The sequence below is a fragment of the Roseovarius tibetensis genome, from assembly GCF_050896375.1.
Taxonomy (GTDB): Bacteria; Pseudomonadota; Alphaproteobacteria; order Rhodobacterales; family Rhodobacteraceae; genus Roseovarius; species Roseovarius tibetensis.
Genome location: NZ_JBPBBB010000033.1, coordinates 1 through 21,658 on the forward strand (window position 1 = coordinate 1; position 21,658 = coordinate 21,658).

The window sequence follows — 21,658 nt, forward strand, 5'->3', positions numbered from 1 at the left end:
TCTATGCACAGCGCGACGTGCTCGATATGGTCGCGTGAAATGAAGCTATAGGTCTCCGGTAAATCCGGGGCGATTCACCACGGCTGAAGATGAACCCTGGTGTAATCCTGAGGGCCATCCTGGACGGCCGCGTAACCCGGGTGGGCAACCATGCGGACTTCGAGGGTTACAAGGCGCTGTATGTCGATCACGACCAGGTCGCGGCGATCCTGGGCGACGCGACCCCTGCAGTGCTCACTGTGGAAACTTTTGCGAAGTCGGTGGGCATCAACCAGCCGGCCCGGCTGCGCCGCTTGATCGTTCAGGGGCACACCCCGGCCACGCGAATGCTCAACCCGAAAACGCAGGCGAACCAGTTCTACATCACGACAGGGAACGCGGACGCCTTCCATGAAAAGTTCTTCACCACACGCACGATGGCGAAAGCGTTCGGGTGCAACTGGCAGAGCCTGTCTGCCGACCTTCGCCGAAAGGGTGTGCACCCCTTCTCACCTGATGGGATTGACTACGGGCCGCTTTATCTGCGCGATCTCGTGTGTCGCACGCTCATCTGACGACCGAGAAACACCGTTAAAATCCCGGCCGTGCCGGAGCTCTCTTGCCGTGATTTCCTCTTGACAGGCCTTGCGCACGCTTTTGCTTACGTTTGCGCACTCATTTCCTTTTTCTGTCTACAGATACATCACGCAGGTCATGCGCATTTGCTGTGGCCGCAGCTGCCGCAGGTCATGCAGCCTTCGATCATGCGCATGTCGTAGCTGCCGCAGGCGGGGCAGGCGGGGCCCTTGGGGCCGTCGAGGTTGACCACCTGTGCGGTGGGGTCGGTTTTCAAACCCAGCCCCTCGGCTTCGAGGAAGCCGATCGAGACCATGTGCCGTTCCAGCACGCCGCCGATCGCGGCGAGGATTGACGGGATGTACTTGCCGTTCATCCACGCGCCGCCGCGCGGGTCGAACACCGCTTTCAGTTCCTCTACCACGAAGGACACGTCGCCGCCGCGCCGGAACACCGCCGAGATCATCCGTGTCAGCGCCACGGTCCAGGCAAAATGCTCCATGTTCTTGGAGTTGATGAAGACCTCGAAGGGCCGGCGGTGCCCGTTCAGCACGATGTCGTTGACGGTCACATAGATCGCGTGGTTGCTGTCGGGCCATTTGAGCTTGTACGTCGCGCCCTCGAGTTCCGTCGGCCGGTCGAGCGGCTCGGCCATGTAGATCACATCGCCGCCCTCTCCCTCGGCGGCGGGCGCCGTGCCCTCACCGGGGACCTTGTCCTCGGTCTCGCCGACGCTGAGGACCGATCCGGTCACGTCGTTCGGCCGGTAGGTGGTGCACCCCTTGCAGCCCAGGTCCCAGGCCTGCATGTAGACGTTCTTGAACGTCTCGAAGCCGATATCGGCAGGGCAGTTGATGGTCTTGGAGATGCTGCTGTCGATCCATTTCTGGGCCGCCGCCTGCATCTTGACATGATCCTCGGGGGGCAGGGTCTGGGCGTTGACGAAATACTCGGGCAGGGGGGCGTCGCCCATCCTGTCACGCCACATCTGTACCGCGTAATCGACGACCTCTTCCTCGGTGCGGCTGCCGTCCTTTTGCAGGACCTTGCGGGTGTAGCTGTAGGCAAAGACGGGTTCGATGCCGCTGCTCACGTTGCCCGCATAAAGGCTGATCGTGCCGGTGGGCGCCACGCTTGTGAGCAGCGCGTTGCGGATGCCATGCTCGGCCACCGCCGCGCGCACGTCCTCGTCCATCGCCTGCATGGTGCCCGAGGCCAGGAACGCGTCGGCGTTGAACAGCGGGAAGGGCCCCTTTTCACGTGCCAGATCGACCGAGGCGAGGTAGGCCGCGCGCGCGATCGCGTGCAGCCAGTCTTCGGTCTGCGCCGCCGCGGCATCCGAGCCGTAGCGCAGACCGCACATCAGAAGCGCGTCGGCGAGGCCTGTGACGCCCAGCCCGATGCGCCGCTTGTCGCGCGCCTCTTGGGCTTGTGCGTCCAGCGGGAAGTTCGATACATCCACGACGTTGTCCATCATGCGCACGGCCGTGGTGACCAGTCTGGACAGCTCATCGGTGTCGATCGCCGCCCCTTTGGCGAACGGATCGCGCACCAGCCGGGCGAGGTTGATCGAGCCCAGCAGGCAGGCGCCGTAGGGCGGCAGGGGCTGTTCTCCGCAGGGGTTGGTCGCCGCGATCGTCTCGCAATAGGCCAGGTTGTTTGCGGCGTTGATCCGGTCGATGAAGATCACGCCAGGTTCGGCATAATCGTAGGTCGCCTGCATGATCCGGTTCCACAGGTCGCGGGCCTGCAAGGTGTGATAGACACGGCCGCCGAAGGTCAGCTCCCACGGGCCGTCGGCCTTTACGGCCTCCATGAAGGCATCAGTGACCAGCACGCTGAGGTTGAACATGCGCAGGCGGGCCGGGTCGGACTTGGCGGCGATGAAGGCCTCGATATCGGGGTGATCGCAGCGCATCACCGCCATCATCGCGCCGCGGCGGCTACCCGCGCTCATGATCGTGCGGCACATCGCGTCCCAGACATCCATGAACGACAGCGGCCCGCTGGCATCGGCCGAGACGCCCTTGACCTCGGCGCCCTTGGGCCGGATCGTCGAGAAGTCGTAGCCGATCCCGCCGCCCTGCTGCATGGTCAGCGCCGCCTCGCGCAGATGGTCGAAGATGCCGCCCATGTCGTCGGGGACCGTGCCCATCACAAAGCAGTTGAACAGCGTCACCTTGCGCCCGGTGCCCGCGCCGGCGGTGATCCGGCCGGCGGGCAGGAACTTGAAATCCTCCAGGGCTTCGAAGAACGCATCCTCGGATCGCTGCGGGTCCTGCTCGGGCTGCGCGAGCGCGCGGGCGATGCGACGCCACGTATCGTCGACGCTGGCATCGCCGCCGTCGCCGTCGGTGAAGCGGTACTTCATGTTCCAAATCTGTTCGGCGATCGGGACTGCAAAGCGGGTCATGGGCGGCGAATCCTTGTCTGCTGGACAGGAATGCATCATAGCGCCGGGATGACGCGATATCCACCATCTCTTGCCCCGCTCGCCCAGAATGCTACGATATCTGGCGTGATACGAAGGAGTCGCACGTGGCACTGAACCTCATCAAACTGAGCGTCGGCAGCAAATCCGTGGAAGACCTGATGGCGTGGCAGTCCGATCCGCGGGCGAAGGCGCCGGACGGGTATCCCTGCCATGTCACCCGAATGTGGCCGCGGCGTGCCGACGAACTGCTCGACGGTGGGTCGGTGTACTGGGTCATCCAGAAGCTTGTGCAATGCCGGCAACGCATCCTGCGGCTGGACGAGGTGACGGGCGGCGACGGCATCCGGCGCTGCGCGATCGTTCTCGATCCGACGCTGGTGCGGACGACAACAGTCACGCGCCGTCCTTTTCAGGGCTGGCGCTACCTTCCCGCCAAGGACGCCCCGTCCGATCTGGGTCCGACACGTGCGGGCGACGATACCCTGCCGCCCGAACTTTCGGCGGCGCTTGCGGATATCGGCGTGTTGTAAGGGGCCACGCCGTAGGTCCGACGATCCCGGCCGTGAGAGGGCGGTCGATGTGTCAAAGCCGATGCATCATTCGGGCCTTCGTGGCAGGTAGCAATAAGGCTCTGTGAGCTCCACTCAGGTCGCGCGCCTGTGAACAGATGATGACGCCACGCCTGCCGATACCCGCTGCGGGGCCAAGAGCCCCGTGCGGTCGGATCACCGGGGACCGGACTGCATCACCCCCCTTGGTCGTTCCTGAAGGCCAGCCGCATTTGTTTCTCGGTTTCGATCAACGCGAAAAAGACCACGCCGATCCCGAGGATCAGCAGCCCGGCCCCAAGCGGCACGGGCTCGGTGCCGAAGACGATCTGAAGCGGGGGCAGGTAGGTGACGCCAAGCTGTGCCCCCATGACGCTCAGGACACAGATCCAGACGACCCGCGTCCCCTTGACCGCCGCCCATGTGAGCGACGGGCCGTGCAGATTGCGGCTGTAGAAGAGGTACAGGATTTCCAGCACCACCAGCATGTTCATGGCCATGGTCTGCGCCAGGGCAAGCGAGTGGCCCGCGTCCAGAGCGTAGGAATAGATGCCGAACACCGCCGCCACGAACAGCGCCGAGACCAGCACAATCTGCCACAACAGCGCGCCGCTCAGCAGTGGCGCGTCGCGGGGGCGGGGCGGGCGGCGCATGGTGCCCGGCTCGGACGGCTCGAATGCCAAGGCAAGCCCGAGCGTGATCGCGGTGACAAGGTTGATCCACAGGATCTGCACGGCCGTGATCGGCAGCGCCATGCCCGCGAAGAGCGCAAGGATGATCGTCAGGGCCTCGCCGGCATTGGTCGGCAACGTCCAGCTGATCACCTTCTTGATGTTGTCATAGACCGTGCGCCCTTCGCGCACCGCCGCCGCGATCGAGGCGAAATTGTCATCGGCAAGCACGAAATCCGCGGCTTCCTTGGCCGCCTCGCTGCCTTTCTGACCCATGGCGATCCCGGCATCGGCGCGTTTGAGCGCGGGTGCGTCGTTCACCCCGTCGCCGGTCATTGCCACCGTCAGCCCGCGCGATTGCAGCGCCGTCACCAGGCGCAGCTTGTTGGCTGGCGAGGTGCGCGCGAAGATATCCGTGCCGACGGCGGCTTCGGCGAGGTCGGCGTCGTCCATCGCCTCGACATCGGCCCCGGTCAGCACGGTGTTCGTGTTGCGCAGCCCGATCTTCGCGCCGATCGCGCGCGCGGTGGCGGCATGATCGCCGGTGATCATCTTCACGCGGATCCCGGCAGCGTGACAGTCGGCCACCGCGTCGATCGCCTCGGCCCGTGGCGGGTCGATCAGGCCGATGACGCCGATCAGTGTCAACTTGCCCTCCAGATCGTCCGGGGTGAGGCCCGCCAATTCGGTCGGGGCATCGCACAGGGCGACCGCGATCACGCGCTGTCCCTCGGCGGCCATATCTTCAACCATGTCCTTGTAATGGGCCGCGTCAACGGGGGCCGTGCCGCCATCCGCGTCGCGCTGATCGGCACACAGCGACAGGATTGCCTCGGGCGCGCCCTTGACATGGATGACGCCCTGACCGTCGGGACCGTGGTCGAGCGTCGCCATGTAGCGATGTGCGGCGTCGAACGGGATGGCGTCGCGGCGTTGCCAGCCCTTGAAAGGCTCCGCGCCCGAGGCCGTCACCTTGCCGGCAAACGCGACCAGCGCGCCCTCCATCGGATCCCCCTCGATCCGCCAGCCCTGATTGTCCTGTCGCAGAACCGCATCGTTGCACAGCCCCGCGATGCGGGCAAGTTCGGGCAGCCGGGGGTCGTCCTGTGGTGCGATCTCGTCCCCGTCGCGGCGGATCGCGCCCTCTGGTGCATAGCCCTCGCCGGTGACCGACCAGACCTGACCGGCACCCGCGACGCTGGCAACCATCATCTCGTTGCGCGTCAGGGTGCCGGTCTTGTCGGTACAGATCACCGAGACTGCCCCCAGCGTCTCGATCGCGGGCAGGCGGCGGATGATGGCGTTGCGCCGGGCCATGGCCTGCACGCCCACGGCCAGCGTGATCGTCAGCACCGCCGGCAAACCCTCGGGGATCGCAGCCACCGACAGGCCGACAACGGCCATGAACAACTCGGCAAACCCCATCTTGCCGATGAAATAGCCATAGGCCAGAAGGATGCCCGCGACGATCAGGATGAACACGGTCAACCAGCGCGCGAAACGGTCCATCTGCACCACCAGCGGGGTGGTCATGGTGTCCACCTCGCCCAGCATGCCGCTGATCTGGCCGATCTGCGTATCCGGGCCGGTCGCCGTGACCACGCCGCGCCCCGCGCCCGCGGCGATGAGCGTGCCGGAAAACAGCATCGGCAGGCGATCCCCAAGTGGGGCATCGGCATCCACCGGTTCCGTGCTCTTGTCGACGGGCACGGACTCGCCGGTCAGCACCGCCTCCTGCGCCTTGACGCCGCGCGCCTCCAGCAGTCGCAAGTCGGCCGGAACGCGGTCGCCGGCCTCGAACAGCACGATATCGCCGGGCACGAGATCCTCCGCGTCCACGCCGATGCGGGTGCCGTCGCGCAACACGGCAGAATGCGGGGCCAGCATGCCCCGGATCGCCGCCATCGCCTGTTCGGCGCGGCCTTCCTGAACAAAGCCGATCACGGCGTTGGCGATCACCACGGCGAGGATCACACCCGTATCCACCCAGTGCTGCAGCGCGGCCGTGACCCCAGCCGCCGCGATGAGCACGTAGATCAGCACGTTGTGAAAATGCGACAGGAACCGCAGCACCGCGTTGCGTTGCTTTGGCTCTGGCAGGCGGTTCGGTCCGTGATCGGCCAGACGCCGCGCGGCCTCGCCGGTGCTCAGCCCGCCGGCATCAACCCCGAGCCTGTCGAGCGTGTCCCGCGCCGGGTACGCATGGGCATGGTCCAAAGTCTTGTCTACGCCGTGTGTCACTGTCTCATCCTCGTGGTGGGGCCCGATGTGCATGCTCCGACACGATCAGGACGCCTCTTTTCCTTCGGTCTCGATATAGGGGATCTCGGTGCGCTCCGCCTCGGGCGCGCCACATAGCAGCTCTGCGGCGCGGTCGGCCGCGTCCTGGAACGGTTCTAGAACAAGATCGGCGCCCGCCGCCAACAGTGTTTCCGTGTCGCTTTGGTGATGCGAGGCGACGGCGACACGTCCGCGGAACCCGGCCGTGCGGCTAAGCTGGATCAGCGTCCTGCGCGTGTCCTCGTGGCTGAGGCCGGTGGGGTGGATCGGGACGGACGAGACGATCCATGTCGCCTGCGCAAGCGGCAGCTCGGCGACGAATTCCGGGTCGGTCGCATCGCCGAACTCGGTGTCGAGGCCCAGCTTGCGCCAGCGGCGCACCGCCTGCGGATTGAAATCGATGCCCAGCACCCGCACACCATGTTTTTGCAGGCGTATGCCGATGGCGGTGCCGTACCGACCCAGACCAAAAACGATCACGTCGTAAGACGTTTGCCTGCTGTCCGTGCTTTCGGAGGGTTCGCGCGGTGTGCCCCGACGTTCGAACACGCCGAGGATCGGCTCGAACAGCGTGTATAACTGATGTGAATACGTGATCATGTAGGTCGAGGCGGCGATGGTCACCAGACCCACCATGGTGACGAGCCCCAGCGCATCCTGCGGCACCTGGCCCATTGACACGCCCATGGCCACGAAGATCAGGGAGAACTCGCTGATCTGCGCCACGGTCAGACCGGCGAGAAACCCGGTGCGCTTGCGATAGCCCAAGGCCCCCATGATCGCCAGCACGATCAGCGGGTTGCCGATCAGAACGAAGACCGAGAACACGACGGCCCCCGTCACATGTGTGCCCAGAAGCGACAGATCCAGCGACGAGCCGAGCGCGATGAAGAAGAACAGCAGCAGGAAATCGCGCAGGGGCGCCAGACGCGCCGCGATGGTTTCGCGGTAGGGCGTCGAGGCCAGCGAAATCCCGGCCAGCAGACCGCCCACTTCTTTGCCAAGGCCCATGAAATCACCGATGGCGGCAAAGATGGCGGCCTGCGCGATGGCGAAGATCAATAGAAGCTCTGGCGCGCGCGCCAGCCGCTCGGTCAGCGGATCGGCGATATAGCGCACGAAGGCGACCACGACCGCCACCATCACGACACCGGATCCAAGAACGGCCAACACCGATCCGCCGCCATGCCCGTCACTCGCGGTCCCGATCCCCGTGGCGGACAGCACGATCATGGCCAGAACCACGACGATGTCCTGAACGATCAGGAACCCCAGGGCGATCTGGCCGTGCAGGCTGTCGATCTCGCGCTTGTCCGACAAAAGCTTGACGATGATGATGGTCGAGGAAAACGTCAGCGCCACCGCGACGTAAAGGCTGGTGACCGCGTCCAGCCCGAGCGCCAGCCCGATCAGATAGCCGAAGATCGACGTGAACGCGACCTGTCCCAGACCGGTCAGCATGGATACCGCCCCGAGCGAACGGATGAGCTTCACGTCGAGTTTGATCCCGACAAGAAACAGCAAGACCGCGATCCCGAGTTCGGACAGCAGGCTGATCTGCGCATCCGAGCGCACGAGGTCCAACACAGAGGGTCCGGCGATCAGCCCGACCGCGATGAAGCTGACGATCAGCGGTTGCCGCAGGATGATCCCGACGAACCCGGTCACGAATGCCAGCACCAGAAGCGCCGCGATTTCCGCAAAAGCCGATTGGGCGATGATCTCCATGATGCTCCGCTCTTGTCATACTTGAGCTTCGGTTCAGGCCTGTCCGGGCGCGTCGGCGCGTCATTTTCGGGCGGCCGGACCGCCTTGGGCCAAGCGGGCACGACGGGGGCCGTCCATCCGCCTGTCTGCGCCATCCCGGTATCGTCCGTATGACGACCGCGCGTGCCTGACGTTCCGTCCTAGCCTATCATGACCGGTCAAAAGCCTCCTGTAGGCTGAATGCATATGCAGCAAAGTGCAAGCCGTATCGGCCTCGTGCGCCCCGTCTATGCTGCGGGTGCGAATATTTCGGACGTGATAATGGCATGTTTCCCGTATGCCGGGCCGCGGGACCCGGTTACGCGACATTTTTGGAAATCCGCAGCTTGATATGACACGCGATGCGGTTTCGCAGACCATCGGGGCCAGACCGGGCGCGCCCCGTCGGTCGCATCATGCGCGACCTGCAACGCAACAGGGCCCCGACGCGTGTCGGGGCCCTGTCGGATTTCGGGATGATCGCGGATCAGTGCGCTGGCGACTTGTCCCAGTCCTCACGCTTGGGAAGCTGCTCGAACGTGTGCTCGGGCGGCGGCGAGGGCAGGGTCCATTCCAACGTGTCTGCGTATTCGTTCCAGTAGTTGTTCTCGGTCACCTTGGCGCCGCGGAACAGCGCGTAGATCACGACACCGAAGAAGAACACGAAGGACGCGAAGGAGATGAAGGCGCCGATCGACGACCACCAGTTCCACAGTGCGAACGCCTCCGGGTAGTCGATATAGCGGCGCGGCATGCCCTGACGCCCGAGGAAGTGCTGCGGGAAGAAGGTCAGGTTCGCGCCGATGAACATCGCCCAGAAGTGCAGCTTGCCGGCCCACTCGGGAATATGACGCCCGGTCATCTTGCCGAAATAGAAGTAGATCCCGGCAAAGATCGCGAACACCGCCCCAAGGCTCATGACATAGTGGAAGTGCGCCACGACATAGTACGTGTCATGATAGGCACGATCCACGGCGGCCTGGCTCAGCACGACGCCGGTGACGCCGCCCACGGTGAACAGGAAGATGAAGCCGAACGCCCACAGCATCGGGGTCTTGAACTCGACCGACCCGCCCCACATCGTGGCAATCCATGAAAACACCTTCACGCCTGTGGGCACGGCGATCACCATCGTGGCCAGCATGAAGTAGCTTTGCTGTGTCAGGCTCATGCCGACGGTGTACATGTGGTGCGCCCAGACGACGAAACCGAGAACGCCGATGGCGATCAGCGCCCAGACCATTGGCAGGTAGCCAAAGATCGGCTTCCGGCTGAACGTCGCGACCACGTGGCTGATGATGCCAAAGCCCGGCAGTATCACGATGTAGACCTCGGGATGTCCGAAGAACCACAGGATGTGCTGGTACAGGACGGGGTCACCACCGCCCGCAGGATCGAAGAACGTGGTCCCGAAGTTGCGGTCGGTCAGCAGCATGGTGATCGCGCCCGCCAGAACCGGAAGGGCCAGAAGGATCAGCCACGCGGTGACAAAGATCGACCATGCGAACAGCGGCACCTTGAACAACGTCATGCCCGGCGCCCGCATGTTGAGGAAGGTCGTGATGACGTTGATCGCCCCCAGGATCGACGACGCCCCCGATACGTGCACGGCGAAAATCGCGAGGTCCATGGCCATGCCCGGCGAGTTTGTCGAGAGCGGCGGATACATGACCCAGCCGACCCCGGCGCCGGCCTGACCGTTGCCACCGGGTGCCAGCATTGACGCGATGCCAAGCGACGTGCCGGCGACGAACAGCCAGTAGCTGAGATTGTTCAGACGCGGAAACGCCATGTCCGGCGCGCCGATCTGCAACGGCATGAAGTAGTTGCCAAACCCGCCGAACAGCGCCGGGATGACGACGAAGAACATCATCAACACGCCGTGATAGGTGATCAGGACGTTCCAAAGATGCCCGTTCGGTGTGCAGTTGGCGGTCTCGGCGGCGAAGAACCGCGCGCCTTCCTGGCACATGTATTGCACACCGGGCTCCATGAGCTCCATGCGCATGTACACGGTGAACAACACCGCGATAAAGCCCGCGAGCGCCGAGGTGATCAGGTACAGGATACCGATATCCTTGTGGTTCGTGGACATGAACCAACGGGTGAAGAACCCGCGCTGATCTTCGTGCTCGTGGCCGTGAATGGCTGCGTCTGCCATTGGCTGCCTCCTGCTGAAATTGCGTCGGACGCCGGAAATGGATTCCGCCCGCACGTCCGATGACTATGCTTGTTTTAGAATGTATGCCGGATCGCGGCAATGCGCGAAGTTGATGCAGGACAAACAATTTGTCGCACCTATGCGCCGCACGCTCCGGGTTTTGCGTCGAAAATCTTGGTGATCCGGGCGGTCTCGTCCGTCAGGCCGTAGGGGGGATTCACCACGAAAAGACCCGATCCGATCATCCCGCGCCCGTCGCGGGACGACGCGAAACGCACCTCGTGGTGCAAGGCCTGCGGAAAGGTCGCGCGCAGCGCGGTCAGCATCCCGTCATGGCGGCCCACGGTCAGGATCGGATACCACAGCATCAGGATGCCGACGTTCCACGCCCGCGCGATCCGCGCCAGATGCCGGGGCATGGCCTCGTATTCGGTCTTTACCTCGTAGCTGGGATCGACCAGCATCAGCCCCCGGCGCGGCGTCGGCGGGCACAGGCTGTGGGCCATTTCGAGGCCGTCCTGCTTGCGGACCTGCGCGCCGTAAGGCGCCATCGCTGCATGCAGGCGCGCGTGTTCACCGGGATGAAGTTCGGCCAGATGCAGCGTATCGCCCGCCCTCAGGCCGTTCGCGGCGACCAGCGGCGAACCGGGATAGGCGGCGTCCCCGTGCCGCGCCCGCACCGCATCAAGACACAGGCGGTAGGGATGATCGTCGGCGAAACGCTGCGCCAGCCGCCATACGCCCTGCGACGCCTCGCCGGTCCTGACCGCCGCTGCATCCCCCAGATCGTACAGCCCGCGGCCCGCATGCGTCTCGATATAGCTGAGCGGCTTGTTCTTGCGCGTCAGATACCACAGGATCCACGCCAGCACCGCGTGCTTGTGCACATCCGCCGCGCTCCCGGCATGGTAATGATGCTGATAACTGAGCATGTCGGGCTGTTAGCAGGCAATGCCGGGGGGCGCCAGCGGTCGCATTCGGCGGGGATGCCGAAGATCAGCGGCACCCTTTGGCGCGATCGCGTCGGTCCCGCTGTCGTCCGTGTGCGGCCCCTTGGGGTGCCCATTCAGCACCGGGCGACCGGGCCGCGGCGCATGCGCCTTTATAGACGCCTGGCCAGCCGGCAAAGGCTCGTCAGGGGATGATGCGGGTGTATTTCATCCCCTCGATCGAGGCCCCGACCAGCAGGCCGGCCTGACCGAAGATCACCGCGATGACCGGCGCCGTCGTGGTGGTCGTGTCCGCGCGCAGGTTGCCGCCCTCGTCGTTGAAGGCGTACTGGATATCCGCCCCGGCGACCCAGCCGGAGCCGCGCCGAAACCGCTCGAGCGCCTCGTCCGTCATGAAAAACAGCACATGCGCGTATTGCTGCGCCCCGAACTGCAGGCCGACACTGCCCTTGGTGGCCGAGTAGTAATCGACGGTGATCTCGTCGATCTGCAGCGCGCCGCGCCCGTAACCGCCGCCGACGAAGAAGCCGCCCTGCGTGACCACCGGCATGATCAACATGCCGTTGGCTTTCGCGGCGAGGTCGCGTGTGGCGGGATAGTTCTGGTACATGAAATTGCGCGTCGCCGCGACCCGTGCGTCAAGTTGCGCGGCGCCGGAACTGCCCACGCCATTGCCACACGCAGCCAGAAGCGGGGTCCCTGCCAACAGTCCGAGTGTGAATCCGCGTCGTGAGAGATTGCTCATGTCATTGCCCGTTTCTTTGCCTCTGGAAATGCCGGTCTGATGCCGTGCCTGTGGCGCGATCCTACGCCTGTCGCGCGCCGCTGTCACTAGCGTTTGCCGCCACAAGCACGGATCCGCCCGGCGTCAGGGCCCGGTGGCAGGCTCAGGACAGGTGGCGCGCGACGGCGGGGGCGAAATAGCTCAGGATGCCGTCGCAGCCCGCCCGCTTGAAGCACATGAGGCTTTCCAGCATCGCGCGTTCCTCGTCTATCCATCCGTTCTGCGCGGCGGCCATGATCATCGCGTATTCGCCCGACACCTGGTAGGCGAAGGTCGGCGCGCCGAAGGTGTCTTTTACCCGCCGGCAGATGTCGAGATAGGGCATGCCGGGCTTGACCATCACCATGTCGGCGCCTTCGCCGAGGTCACGCTCGATCAGGCGCAGCGCCTCGTCGGTATTGGCGGGGTTCATCTGGTAGGTCTTCTTGTCGCCTTTCAGCGCGTCGGATGCCCCCACCGCGTCGCGAAAGGGCCCATAGAAGGCCGAGGCGTATTTCGCCGCGTAGGACATGATCATCACGTTGTGGTGGCCGCCGGCCTCGAGTGCGCTGCGGATCGCGCCGATGCGGCCATCCATCATGTCCGACGGGCCGATGATGTCGACGCCCGCCTCGGCCTGGGCCATCGCCTGTTTCACCAGCGCCTCGACCGTGGCATCGTTGACGATCTCGCCGTCCATCACGAAACCGTCATGCCCGGTATCCGAATAGGGGTCGAGCGCCACGTCGGTCATCACGGCAATGTCCGGCACCGCGGCCTTGATCGCGCGGGTGGCACGGTTCGAAAGGTTGTCGGGATTCCACGCTTCGGCGCAATCGGCGGTGCGCTGCGCGGGCGAGGTGTAGGGAAACAGGCAGATCGCCGGGATTCCGAGATCGGCGGCCTCGCGCGCGGCCTCGACCACGCGGTCGACCGAGCGGCGCAGGACGCCGGGCATCGACGGCACGGGCTCTTCGATGCCCTCGCCGTCACGCACGAAGACCGGCCAGATCAGATCGGCGGAGGTCAGCGTGTTTTCCGCCACAAGGTCGCGGATCGCGGGGGATTGCCGGGTCCGGCGCAGACGGGTGGCGGGAAACGGGGCTTGGGTCGGGCGCATGGTCAAGCTTTCGGGAAATTTCGGCACATCCTTGAGTGACATGGAAATTCGCGCATCTCAAGGGTGGGAATTGCCGCGCGCGGGCGCTAAGACCTGCGGCGGGATCGACGAAAGGGCCCGACCTTGACCTGGTATGACACGGTGTTCGAACTCATCAACATGCGCTCTTTCAGCAACCTCTGGTACTGGATCGCGCTGGCGGTTCTGTGGTCTTCGGCCAGTCACCGGGTGCTGGGTGTGCCATGGGACATGGTGATGCGCGCCCGCAAGGGCCAGGGCGACGCGGCGATGACCGATTTCTCTGAGATGGTGCGCATCAACGTCACCCGCATGCTTCACATCGCGCAGGATTCGGGTCTGGTTCTGACGGGCCTCGCGGCCTTCGTGCTGACCTCGCTGGGGGTGCTGGCCGTGGGCTATGACAATGAATTCGCGCAGGCTTTGGTCCTGCTGGCCTTTCCGCTCATGGTGGTGACGGGGCTGTCGCTGCGCACCGCCAGTGTCATCCGCGAACGCGATCTCGGGGGCATGGCGCTTGTCAAGACGGTGCAGCGTCTCAGGTTGTACATCCAACTGATCGGCATGGCGTCGATCTTCGTCACCGCGCTATGGGGCATGTATCGGAATATGAGCGTCAATGTCCTGGGCTGAGGCCGGACCGCGTGGCGCGCGGCGGAACGGGTGAGACGATGAGCGACCACATCACTGCAAGCGGCGCGCCCGAGGGCTACGATGCGCGTCTGGTCCGGAAAGAGATCGAGGCCCGCGGCGGGCCCGTGATCCATGTCGCGCGCGACGACAAGCGCATGGCGGCGATGGCCGCCGCGCTGGAGTTCTTCGCGCCCGACATGCCGGTGATCCGGTTTCCCGGCTGGGATTGCCTGCCATACGATCGCGTTTCGCCCAATGCCGACATCTCGGCCACCCGCATGGCGACGCTGGCCACGCTGATGCATGGCGCGCCGCAGCGGTTCGTACTGCTGACCACGCTCAACGCGGCCACGCAGCGTGTGCCGGCGCGCGAGATCCTGCAGCAGGCCGCCTTCGCCGCCAGCGTGGGCGAGCGGATCGACGAGAAGGCGTTGCGCGATTTTCTGGTGCGGACGGGGTTTTCGCAGGCGCCCACGGTCACCGAACCGGGCGATTACGCGCTGCGCGGCGGGATCATCGATATCTATCCGCCGGGCGTCGCCGGGCCGGCGCGGCTGGATCTTTTCGGCGACGTTCTGGACGGCATCCGGCGGTTCGATCCGGCCACGCAGCGCACCACCGAAACGCTGGACCGGATCGAGCTTGCGCCGGTCTCGGAAGTCATTCTCGACGACGAGGCGATCCGGCGCTTTCGACAGAATTACCGGATCGAGTTTGGCGCGGCGGGAACCGATGATCCGCTTTACGAGGCGGTCAGCGCCGGGCGCAAACATGCCGGGGTCGAGCATTGGCTGCCGTTCTTTCACGAGCGGCTGGATCTGCTGTTCGATTATCTGCCCGATGCCGCGATCACGCTGGATGACCGGGTGGGGGCGGCCCGCGCGGCGCGATGGGACAGCATCGTCGACCAGTACGAGGCGCGCCAACACGCCCTGACCCAGAAAAACCGGGGTGACACGGTCTACAAGCCGGTGCCGCCGGGGTTGCTGTATCTTGATGACGCGGCATGGCAGGCGGCCATCGAGACGCGGCGCGTGCTGCAATTCACCGTGCTGCCGCAGGCCACCGGGCCGGGCGTCATCGATGCCGGGGGGCGCATCGGACGCAGCTTCGCCCCCGAGCGGCAACAGGAAAATGTAAACCTTTTCAGCGTCCTGAAGGATCATGCCGAGGCGCGCATGGCCGATGGCCCGGTCGTCATAGCCTCCTACAGCGAGGGCGCGCGCGAGCGGATCGAGGGCCTGCTGGAGGATGAGGGCCTTCTGGGCGCGGTCACGATCCGCAGCGCCAAGGCGCTCGGCAAGCGCGGGTTGCACCTGGCGGTCTGGCCGCTGGAGCAGGGGTTCGAGGGTCCCGACCTCACCGTGATTTCCGAGCAGGACGTGCTGGGCGAGCGCCTTATCCGCGGGGCCAAGCGCAAGCGGCGGGCCGAGAACTTCCTGACCGAGGCGCAGGCGCTGACCCAGGGCGACCTGGTGGTGCATGTCGATCACGGCATCGGGCGGTACCTCGGGCTGGAGGTGGTGACGGCGGCGGGGGCGGCGCATGAATGCCTCGTGCTGGAATACGCCGAAAGCTCCAAGCTGTTCCTGCCGGTCGAGAATATCGAGCTGCTGTCGAGATACGGCCACGAGGACGGGCTGCTCGACAAGCTTGGCGGCGGGGCGTGGCAGGCCAAGAAGGCCCGCCTGAAGGAGCGTATCCGCGAGATGGCGGATCGCCTGATCCGGGTGGCCGCCGAGCGCGAGCTGCGCCGCGCCCCGGTCATCGAGCCCGAGCATCACGCCTGGGAGGCGTTCGCGGCGCGATTCCCCTATCAGGAGACCGACGATCAGTTGCACGCCATCGAAGACGTGGCCGCCGATCTGGCGGCGGGTCGCCCGATGGACCGGCTGATCTGCGGCGATGTCGGGTTCGGCAAGACCGAAGTGGCGATGCGCGCGGCCTTTGCCGCCGCGATGTGCGGCTATCAGGTGGCGGTGATCACGCCCACCACATTGCTTGCACGACAGCATTACCAGGAATTCTCGGACCGGTTCCGGGGGTTTCCCATCACCGTGCGGGCGCTGTCGCGGTTCGTGTCGTCGGGCGAGGCCGCGAAAACCCGCGACGCGATGGCGCGCGGCACGGCCGATATCGTTGTGGGCACGCATGCGCTTCTGGCCAAGAGCGTGCGGTTCAAACAGCTTGGCCTGCTGATCATCGACGAAGAGCAGCGCTTTGGCGTGACCCACAAGGAGCGGCTCAAGCAGATGCGGTCGGATATTCACGTGCTGACGCTGACCGCGACGCCGATCCCGCGCACGCTGCAACTGTCGCTGTCGGGGGTGCGGGACCTGTCGATCATCGGCACGCCGCCCGTCGACCGGCTGTCGATCCGCACCTATATCAGCGAATTCGACACCGTCACCGTGCGCGAAGCCCTGCTGCGCGAGCATTACCGGGGCGGGCAGTCGTTCTTCGTGGTGCCGCGCATCAAGGATCTGCCCGAGATCGAGGATTTCCTTGCAAACCAGGTGCCCGAAGTGTCCTATGTCGTGGCCCACGGGCAACTGGCGGCGACCGATCTCGACGACCGGATGAACGCCTTTTACGACGGCAAGTACGATGTGCTGCTGGCCACCACCATCGTGGAATCCGGTCTCGACATCCCGACCGCCAACACGATGATCATCCATCGCGCCGATATGTTCGGGCTAAGCCAGCTTTACCAGATCCGTGGCCGCGTGGGCCGCGCCAAGACTCGCGCCTATGCCTATCTGACCACGAAACCGCGCGTGCCGCTGACGCCCGGCGCGGAAAAGCGCCTGCGGGTGCTGGGCAGTCTCGACACCCTTGGGGCCGGGTTCACGCTGGCGTCGCAGGATCTGGACATCCGCGGCGCCGGCAACCTTCTGGGCGAGGAACAGTCGGGCCAGATGCGCGATGTCGGGTTCGAGTTGTACCAGTCGATGCTGGAAGAGGCGATCGCCAAGATCCGCTCGGGCCAGATGGAGGGGGTTGCAGAGACCGACGAGCAATGGGCCCCGCAGATCAATCTTGGCGTGCCGGTGCTGATCCCTGAGGATTACGTGCCCGACCTCGACGTGCGGCTGGGGCTTTACCGCCGGCTGAGCGGGCTGGAAACCAAGGTCGAGATGGAAGGTTTCGCCGCCGAGCTGATCGACCGCTTCGGCAAGCTGCCGCGAGAGGTCAACATGTTGATGCTTGTGATTCGCATCAAGGCGATGTGCAAGCGCGCCGGTATTGCCAAGCTGGACGGTGGCCCGAAGGGTGCGACGATCCAGTTCCACAACGACAAGTTCGACTCGCCCGAGGGGCTTGTGGCCTATATCGAGGCGCAACGCGGGCTGGCGAAACTGCGCGACAACAAGCTTGTGGTGCGGCGCGACTGGACGGCAGAGGCCGATCGCATCAAGGGGGCTTTCGCGATCGCGCGCGACCTTGCGGAAAAGGTCGTCGGCAAGAAGAAGGCCAAGGAAAGCACGGGCTGACCCGTCGGTTACGGGGTATTTTTGCCAAGAAGAACCTCAGCGCGAGAGGCCAGACCTCTCGTCGCGATGGGGCCGTGCCCGCACACATCCTGCGTCGCGGTGAAGGGCGGTCAGGTGTGACGACATCGCCGGCCGGGTACAGGGCTGGACATGCTGGCGACCTGGCATGGACAACGCCGGTGTGGTGTGGTCGCCCCATGCCGCTTGACAACCGGATCGGTACACCGCACCCCGAAAGCCAAATGGCCCGTTACAAACAGGGCGGCGGCGGACGCGATAGGTCGGGCGCGAGGCAGCGGCAGCTTCGCCTCAGGGCATCTCGCGGCAGGATGATAGTTCGGGCCAAGACTGGAGATCGACATGACACGCGCATTTGCCATACTGACCTTTCTGGCCGCCATTGGGTTCGCCGTCTCGCCGTTCCTGTCGAGCGGGTTCAACGGGTTCACTGAAAACCAGTTTCCAAATCCGCAAGTCGATCCGCCTATACAGCCGGCGGGATATGCCTTTTCGATCTGGGGGGTGATCTATCTTTGGCTTCTTGCCGGCACGGGGTTCGGGCTCTTTGCGCGGGCGCAGGCGCGGGACTGGCGCTTGGGCCGGCCGCCGCTGTTCATCAGCCTTGCCATCGGCAGCGCCTGGATTTCGGTGGCGCAGGTGTCCGTCGTCTGGGCGACGGTGTTGATCTGGGTGATGCTTGTCACCGCGTTGGCCGCACTGGTCCGGGCGGGCACCGAGGATCGCTGGCTTCAGCGCGAGCCGGTGGGGGCCTATGCAGGCTGGCTGACGGCAGCGTCCTGTGTTTCGGTCGGGCTGATGCTGGCCGGGTACGGGTACACGTCCGAGACCGTCGCGGCCTATATCGGTCTTGTGCTGGCGCTTGCGATTGCGGCGGCGATGCAGCGGGCGCGCCCGGACAGTCTGGCCTACCCGGCCGCCGTGATCTGGGCGCTTGTCGGGGTGATCGTCGCCAATCTTGGACCGGGTGATGCCGGCGTGATCGGTCTGTCGATCGCCGGCATCGCCTTTCTCGGGGTGACATCGGTGCGCAACAGCCGATCGCGCGCCTGAACGGCCGACGTCTGTGCCAGCGTTCGTTCGGATGTCACGGTGCAGGGCGTGCGCGCCGGGCCTGACGGACCATGCGGATCAGAAGCAGCGCCGACAGACCGAGCATGCCGAGCGCGATGGGTGATTTCAGCAGGAACAGCGCGTCCCCGCCCGATGCCGTGTAGGCGCCGCGCACAAGGTTTTCCAGGGTTGGCGCCAGCAGGAACCCGATGACGAAAGGCAGGATCGACACATCCAGTCGCCGCAGCACATATCCGATCGCTGCAAAGGCGCAGGCCGTGACAAGGCCGAGATAGCCCCCGTCCTGCACATAGGCCGCGGTCAGGGACACCGTCAGGATGACCGGAAGCACCACGTCCTTGGGAATGCGCACCAGATATCCCAGCATCCCCATCAACGCACCGCCGACCGTCCAGTTGACGGCATTGGCCAGCGCCATCATCGTGAACAGGCCGAAGGCGATCACCAGATCATCGTTGATGATCGTGCCGAATCCCGCGACCTCCTGGATCGGGGTGAACCGGAAGACCTGCGGGCCGAACGCGAAATCGCCGATCGTCTCGACCGCGAGAATGATGAACACGGCCGCGAAGTTTCCGGGAATCCCGAGGCTCATGACGGGAATGAGATTGGCACCGGAGACCGCCGAGTTCGCGGATTCCGTCGCGACCACCCCGGCGGGCGTGCCCGTGCCGAAGGCCTCGGGCGTCTTCGATTGCCGCTTGGCGGTATCGTAGCTGAGTGTGGCCGCCGTCGTCGTGCCGATACCGGGCAGCGCCCCGATGAGCGTGCCGATGGAGGCGCCGCGCAGGATGCCCGGCAACATGCGCCGGCGTTCGGCCCACCCAAGCTTGGGTCCCATTTCGGGCGGCTCTGGCGGGGCGCTGTTGCGCGCCTTTTCGCGGCTCATGTCCTCGATCGCGACGAGCACTTCGGACAGCACCAGCACACCCAGAACCGCCGAGGTCAGCGGCAGCCCGTTGCCAAGCTCTGGCAGGCCGAGTGTCAGACGCGGACCGTTGCCCGACAGCGTCGAGCCGACGAGCGATACGAACATCCCCAGAAGCCCGCCGATCAGACCCTTCAGCGGGGCGTTGCCCACGACCGCGGCCATGAAGCACAGTGACAGGATGATGAGCGCGGATTTCTCCGGCAGGTCGAGGATGCGCTCGACCGCGATGGCGATGACCGGGGCGGCGATGAACAGAACCAGATCCGAGAAATTGTCGCCCATGACCGACGAGAAATGCGCCGTCTGGATGGCCTTGCGCGCCTGCCCCTTGCGGGCCATCGGGTTGCCGTCGAGCGTGGTCAGAAAGGCATCCGGCGTGCCGGGCGTGTTGAACAGGATCGCGGGAACCGCACCGCCCACGGTGGCGCCCTTCATGATCCCGAGCAAACAGCCCAGCACAGGGTACAGCGCCTCGTTCGTGTAGCCGAATATCGACACGAGAACGGGCAGGGCGATCGCCATGGCAAACGGTCCCGACATGCCCGGTGTTGCGCCGATCAGGATGCCGACGACGACACCGACCAGCACCATGACCATCGGCAGGATCCAGAACCCGCCCTCGGCCGTCTGGAATACCGATGTGATGCCGAGGCCGACATACTCGATGAAGATGTCCATGCCTTGACCTCAGAGATCGGCGTTCGGAGGAAGCTGCACGTTGTCGAGCAGCCCGGCGAAAAGAAGGATCAGGATCGCGGCGGTGGTGGCCGCGATCAGCACGTCGCGCGGTCGCAAGGCGTGCCGCGTGATCTGCATGAAGGCGCAGGTCAACAGCGTCCCGCCCAGAAAGAAACCGACGACGTTGTAAGGAAAGGTGCCCGACAGGGCCCGGTATCCGCTGGCCTCGGTCAGGCCGGCGGTATTGGTGATCCACACCACGGCAGTCCCGGCTTTGCTCATCACCAGCAGGCTCAGGATCGTTACCAGCGCCACCCGTGCGAGAAAGACGAGATTTGCCAGCCCGATCCGGCCTACCGGCTCTCCGCCGCGCGCGGTGCCGCCCCGCAACTGGCTGAACATCAACAGGACCGCCAGCGGAATCATGAGCGCCACGAGGATGACCGGAAAGAACGCATCACCGGGCACGGTGCGCCCGGTGAGGTTTTGCTGCATGAAGCCGCTGCCGATGTCCCGCGGGAACCAGACCGTCAGGCAAAGGACCGCAAAGCCCAGGACCGCAGCCCCGAACCAGAGGTTCCAGCGCCCGCCGGTTTTTCCGGCGCATGTGTCCGCGGGACCGCGTGTCATTCGGTCAGGGCCTGCATCATCCCGACATTCGCCTCGTAATTCGTGAGGATCTGATCACGCAGTGCCTTGCCTTGTGTCACGATCGGTGCCGGCGGGTACTGCTTTTCGATGAACTGTCGGGTTTCGCTGTCGGGATTGGACAGGATTTCGGACACGACGCCGGCGATCTCGTCACGGATTTCGTCGGGCATGCCGGCGGGCGCGGTGATGATGTACTGATAGCCGAGGTTCAGATCGATCCCCATATCCTGCAATGTCGGCTTTTCAGGCGCCAGCACCACGGGCTTGTCCTCTGCCGAGGCCAGGATGTTGAGCTGTCCCGCCTCGACCAGCGGCTTTTGCACGCCGCCGCCCCAGCCGACATTCGCGTCCATCGCGACCAGCGCGTTCAGCACGCCGCGCCCGCCCTGGGTGCGCAGGTGGTTGACGTCGATGCCAAGCGCACGCGCGACGATCTCGGCGCCGGCTTCGACCTGGGTGCCCCAGTTCGCCCAGACGATGTCTTCGCCCGCCTCTGCGGCGGCCTTCAGATCATCAAGCGTTTCCCAACCGCTTTCGCTGCGGGCCAGGACCGCCATCTGCGACCCGGCGGTTGTGGTGATATAGGTGAAATCCTCCGGCGCGAGGCTGTCGCTGTTCATCGGCGCGAAATCGTAGGTCGTGGTGATCGCAAAGCCAAGGGTCTGTCCGTCGGGTTCCTCGGCCATGAGTTGCGCGGACATCACGAGGCCGTCATCGCCGGCCTTGTTCTCGGGGATCACCTGCCAGCCGCGCAGCGCCTCGATCTCCTTGCTCAGCGTGCGGCCCTGCACGTCGGTGCCGCCGCCCGCGCCATAGCCGATCCACAGCCGGACCGGGCCGTCGGGGTTCCATTCCGCCAGTGCCGGACCTGCAAGTGTCAGGGCCGCGACGGTCGTCATCAGGATGCGTCTCATGTCTTTCTCCAGTTTGGTG

The 21,658-nt window shown here is 65.1% G+C and carries 15 protein-coding genes; 5 read left to right on the plus strand and 10 right to left on the minus strand.

Going from position 1 to position 21,658, the window contains the following annotated elements; all coding sequences use genetic code 11:
- Positions 1-89 precede the first annotated feature (89 nt).
- Positions 90-554: a hypothetical protein gene (locus tag ACROSR_RS16000; RefSeq protein ID WP_432686820.1), complete on the plus strand. Its 465-nt coding sequence runs from the start codon at positions 90-92 to the stop codon at positions 552-554.
- Positions 555-691: 137 nt separating this feature from the next.
- On the opposite strand, the gene ACROSR_RS16005 is transcribed toward ACROSR_RS16000, so the two are convergent.
- The gene (locus tag ACROSR_RS16005) at positions 692-2,968 is read right to left on the minus strand and encodes an adenosylcobalamin-dependent ribonucleoside-diphosphate reductase (RefSeq protein ID WP_432686822.1); all 2,277 of its coding nucleotides are present in this window, start codon (positions 2,966-2,968) and stop codon (positions 692-694) included.
- A gap of 125 nt (positions 2,969-3,093) precedes the next feature.
- Between ACROSR_RS16005 and ACROSR_RS16010 the strand changes: the two genes are divergently transcribed.
- The gene (locus ACROSR_RS16010) at positions 3,094-3,519 is read left to right on the plus strand and encodes a DUF1489 family protein (protein WP_432686824.1); all 426 of its coding nucleotides are present in this window, start codon (positions 3,094-3,096) and stop codon (positions 3,517-3,519) included.
- A gap of 215 nt (positions 3,520-3,734) precedes the next feature.
- Here ACROSR_RS16010 and ACROSR_RS16015 read toward each other — a convergent pair whose 3' ends face one another.
- The 6 genes from ACROSR_RS16015 to hemB all read right to left on the minus strand — a co-directional run bounded on the left by ACROSR_RS16015 (position 3,735) and on the right by hemB (position 13,228).
- Positions 3,735-6,449 carry a cation-transporting P-type ATPase gene (locus ACROSR_RS16015; protein ID WP_432686826.1) on the minus strand — a complete coding sequence of 905 codons (2,715 nt, stop codon included), beginning with the start codon at positions 6,447-6,449 and terminating at the stop codon, positions 3,735-3,737.
- Between the two features lie 45 nt (positions 6,450-6,494).
- Positions 6,495-8,216 (minus strand): cation:proton antiporter, encoded by a 1,722-nt coding sequence (locus tag ACROSR_RS16020; protein WP_432686828.1) that lies wholly within the window; start codon positions 8,214-8,216, stop codon positions 6,495-6,497.
- Positions 8,217-8,721: 505 nt separating this feature from the next.
- Positions 8,722-10,395 (minus strand): cytochrome c oxidase subunit I, encoded by a 1,674-nt coding sequence (ctaD, locus tag ACROSR_RS16025; RefSeq protein ID WP_432686830.1) that lies wholly within the window; start codon positions 10,393-10,395, stop codon positions 8,722-8,724.
- A gap of 137 nt (positions 10,396-10,532) precedes the next feature.
- Positions 10,533-11,327, minus strand: coding sequence for a 23S rRNA (adenine(2030)-N(6))-methyltransferase RlmJ (gene rlmJ, locus ACROSR_RS16030; RefSeq protein WP_432686832.1), 795 nt, complete (start codon positions 11,325-11,327; stop codon positions 10,533-10,535).
- Between the two features lie 202 nt (positions 11,328-11,529).
- Positions 11,530-12,090, minus strand: coding sequence for a lipid-binding SYLF domain-containing protein (locus ACROSR_RS16035; protein WP_432686833.1), 561 nt, complete (start codon positions 12,088-12,090; stop codon positions 11,530-11,532).
- A gap of 142 nt (positions 12,091-12,232) precedes the next feature.
- A complete protein-coding gene (gene hemB, locus ACROSR_RS16040) occupies positions 12,233-13,228 on the minus strand; it encodes a porphobilinogen synthase (protein ID WP_432686859.1) in 996 nt (331 codons plus the stop codon).
- 123 nt (positions 13,229-13,351) lie between these two features.
- Here hemB and ACROSR_RS16045 point away from each other — a divergent pair, with 123 nt between their 5' ends.
- The 3 genes from ACROSR_RS16045 (at position 13,352) to ACROSR_RS16055 (ending at position 18,444) form a co-directional block, all read left to right on the plus strand.
- Complete coding sequence (locus ACROSR_RS16045) at positions 13,352-13,879, plus strand: component of SufBCD complex (protein ID WP_432686835.1); 528 nt, start codon at positions 13,352-13,354, stop codon at positions 13,877-13,879.
- A 38-nt stretch (positions 13,880-13,917) separates the two neighbouring features.
- Positions 13,918-17,373 (plus strand): transcription-repair coupling factor, encoded by a 3,456-nt coding sequence (gene mfd, locus ACROSR_RS16050; RefSeq protein WP_432686837.1) that lies wholly within the window; start codon positions 13,918-13,920, stop codon positions 17,371-17,373.
- A gap of 360 nt (positions 17,374-17,733) precedes the next feature.
- Positions 17,734-18,444: a TspO-related membrane protein gene (locus tag ACROSR_RS16055; RefSeq protein ID WP_432686839.1), complete on the plus strand. Its 711-nt coding sequence runs from the start codon at positions 17,734-17,736 to the stop codon at positions 18,442-18,444.
- A gap of 34 nt (positions 18,445-18,478) precedes the next feature.
- Here ACROSR_RS16055 and ACROSR_RS16060 read toward each other — a convergent pair whose 3' ends face one another.
- The 3 genes from ACROSR_RS16060 to ACROSR_RS16070 are packed head-to-tail and all read right to left on the minus strand — an operon-like array spanning position 18,479 to position 21,639.
- Positions 18,479-20,074: a tripartite tricarboxylate transporter permease gene (locus tag ACROSR_RS16060; RefSeq protein WP_432686841.1), complete on the minus strand. Its 1,596-nt coding sequence runs from the start codon at positions 20,072-20,074 to the stop codon at positions 18,479-18,481.
- Between the two features lie 9 nt (positions 20,075-20,083).
- A complete protein-coding gene (locus ACROSR_RS16065; protein ID WP_432686843.1) occupies positions 20,084-20,704 on the minus strand; it encodes a hypothetical protein in 621 nt (206 codons plus the stop codon).
- The gene (locus tag ACROSR_RS16070; protein WP_432686845.1) at positions 20,701-21,639 is read right to left on the minus strand and encodes a tripartite tricarboxylate transporter substrate binding protein; all 939 of its coding nucleotides are present in this window, start codon (positions 21,637-21,639) and stop codon (positions 20,701-20,703) included. The genes ACROSR_RS16065 and ACROSR_RS16070 overlap by 4 nt, the downstream gene beginning before the upstream one ends.
- Positions 21,640-21,658 lie beyond the last annotated feature (19 nt).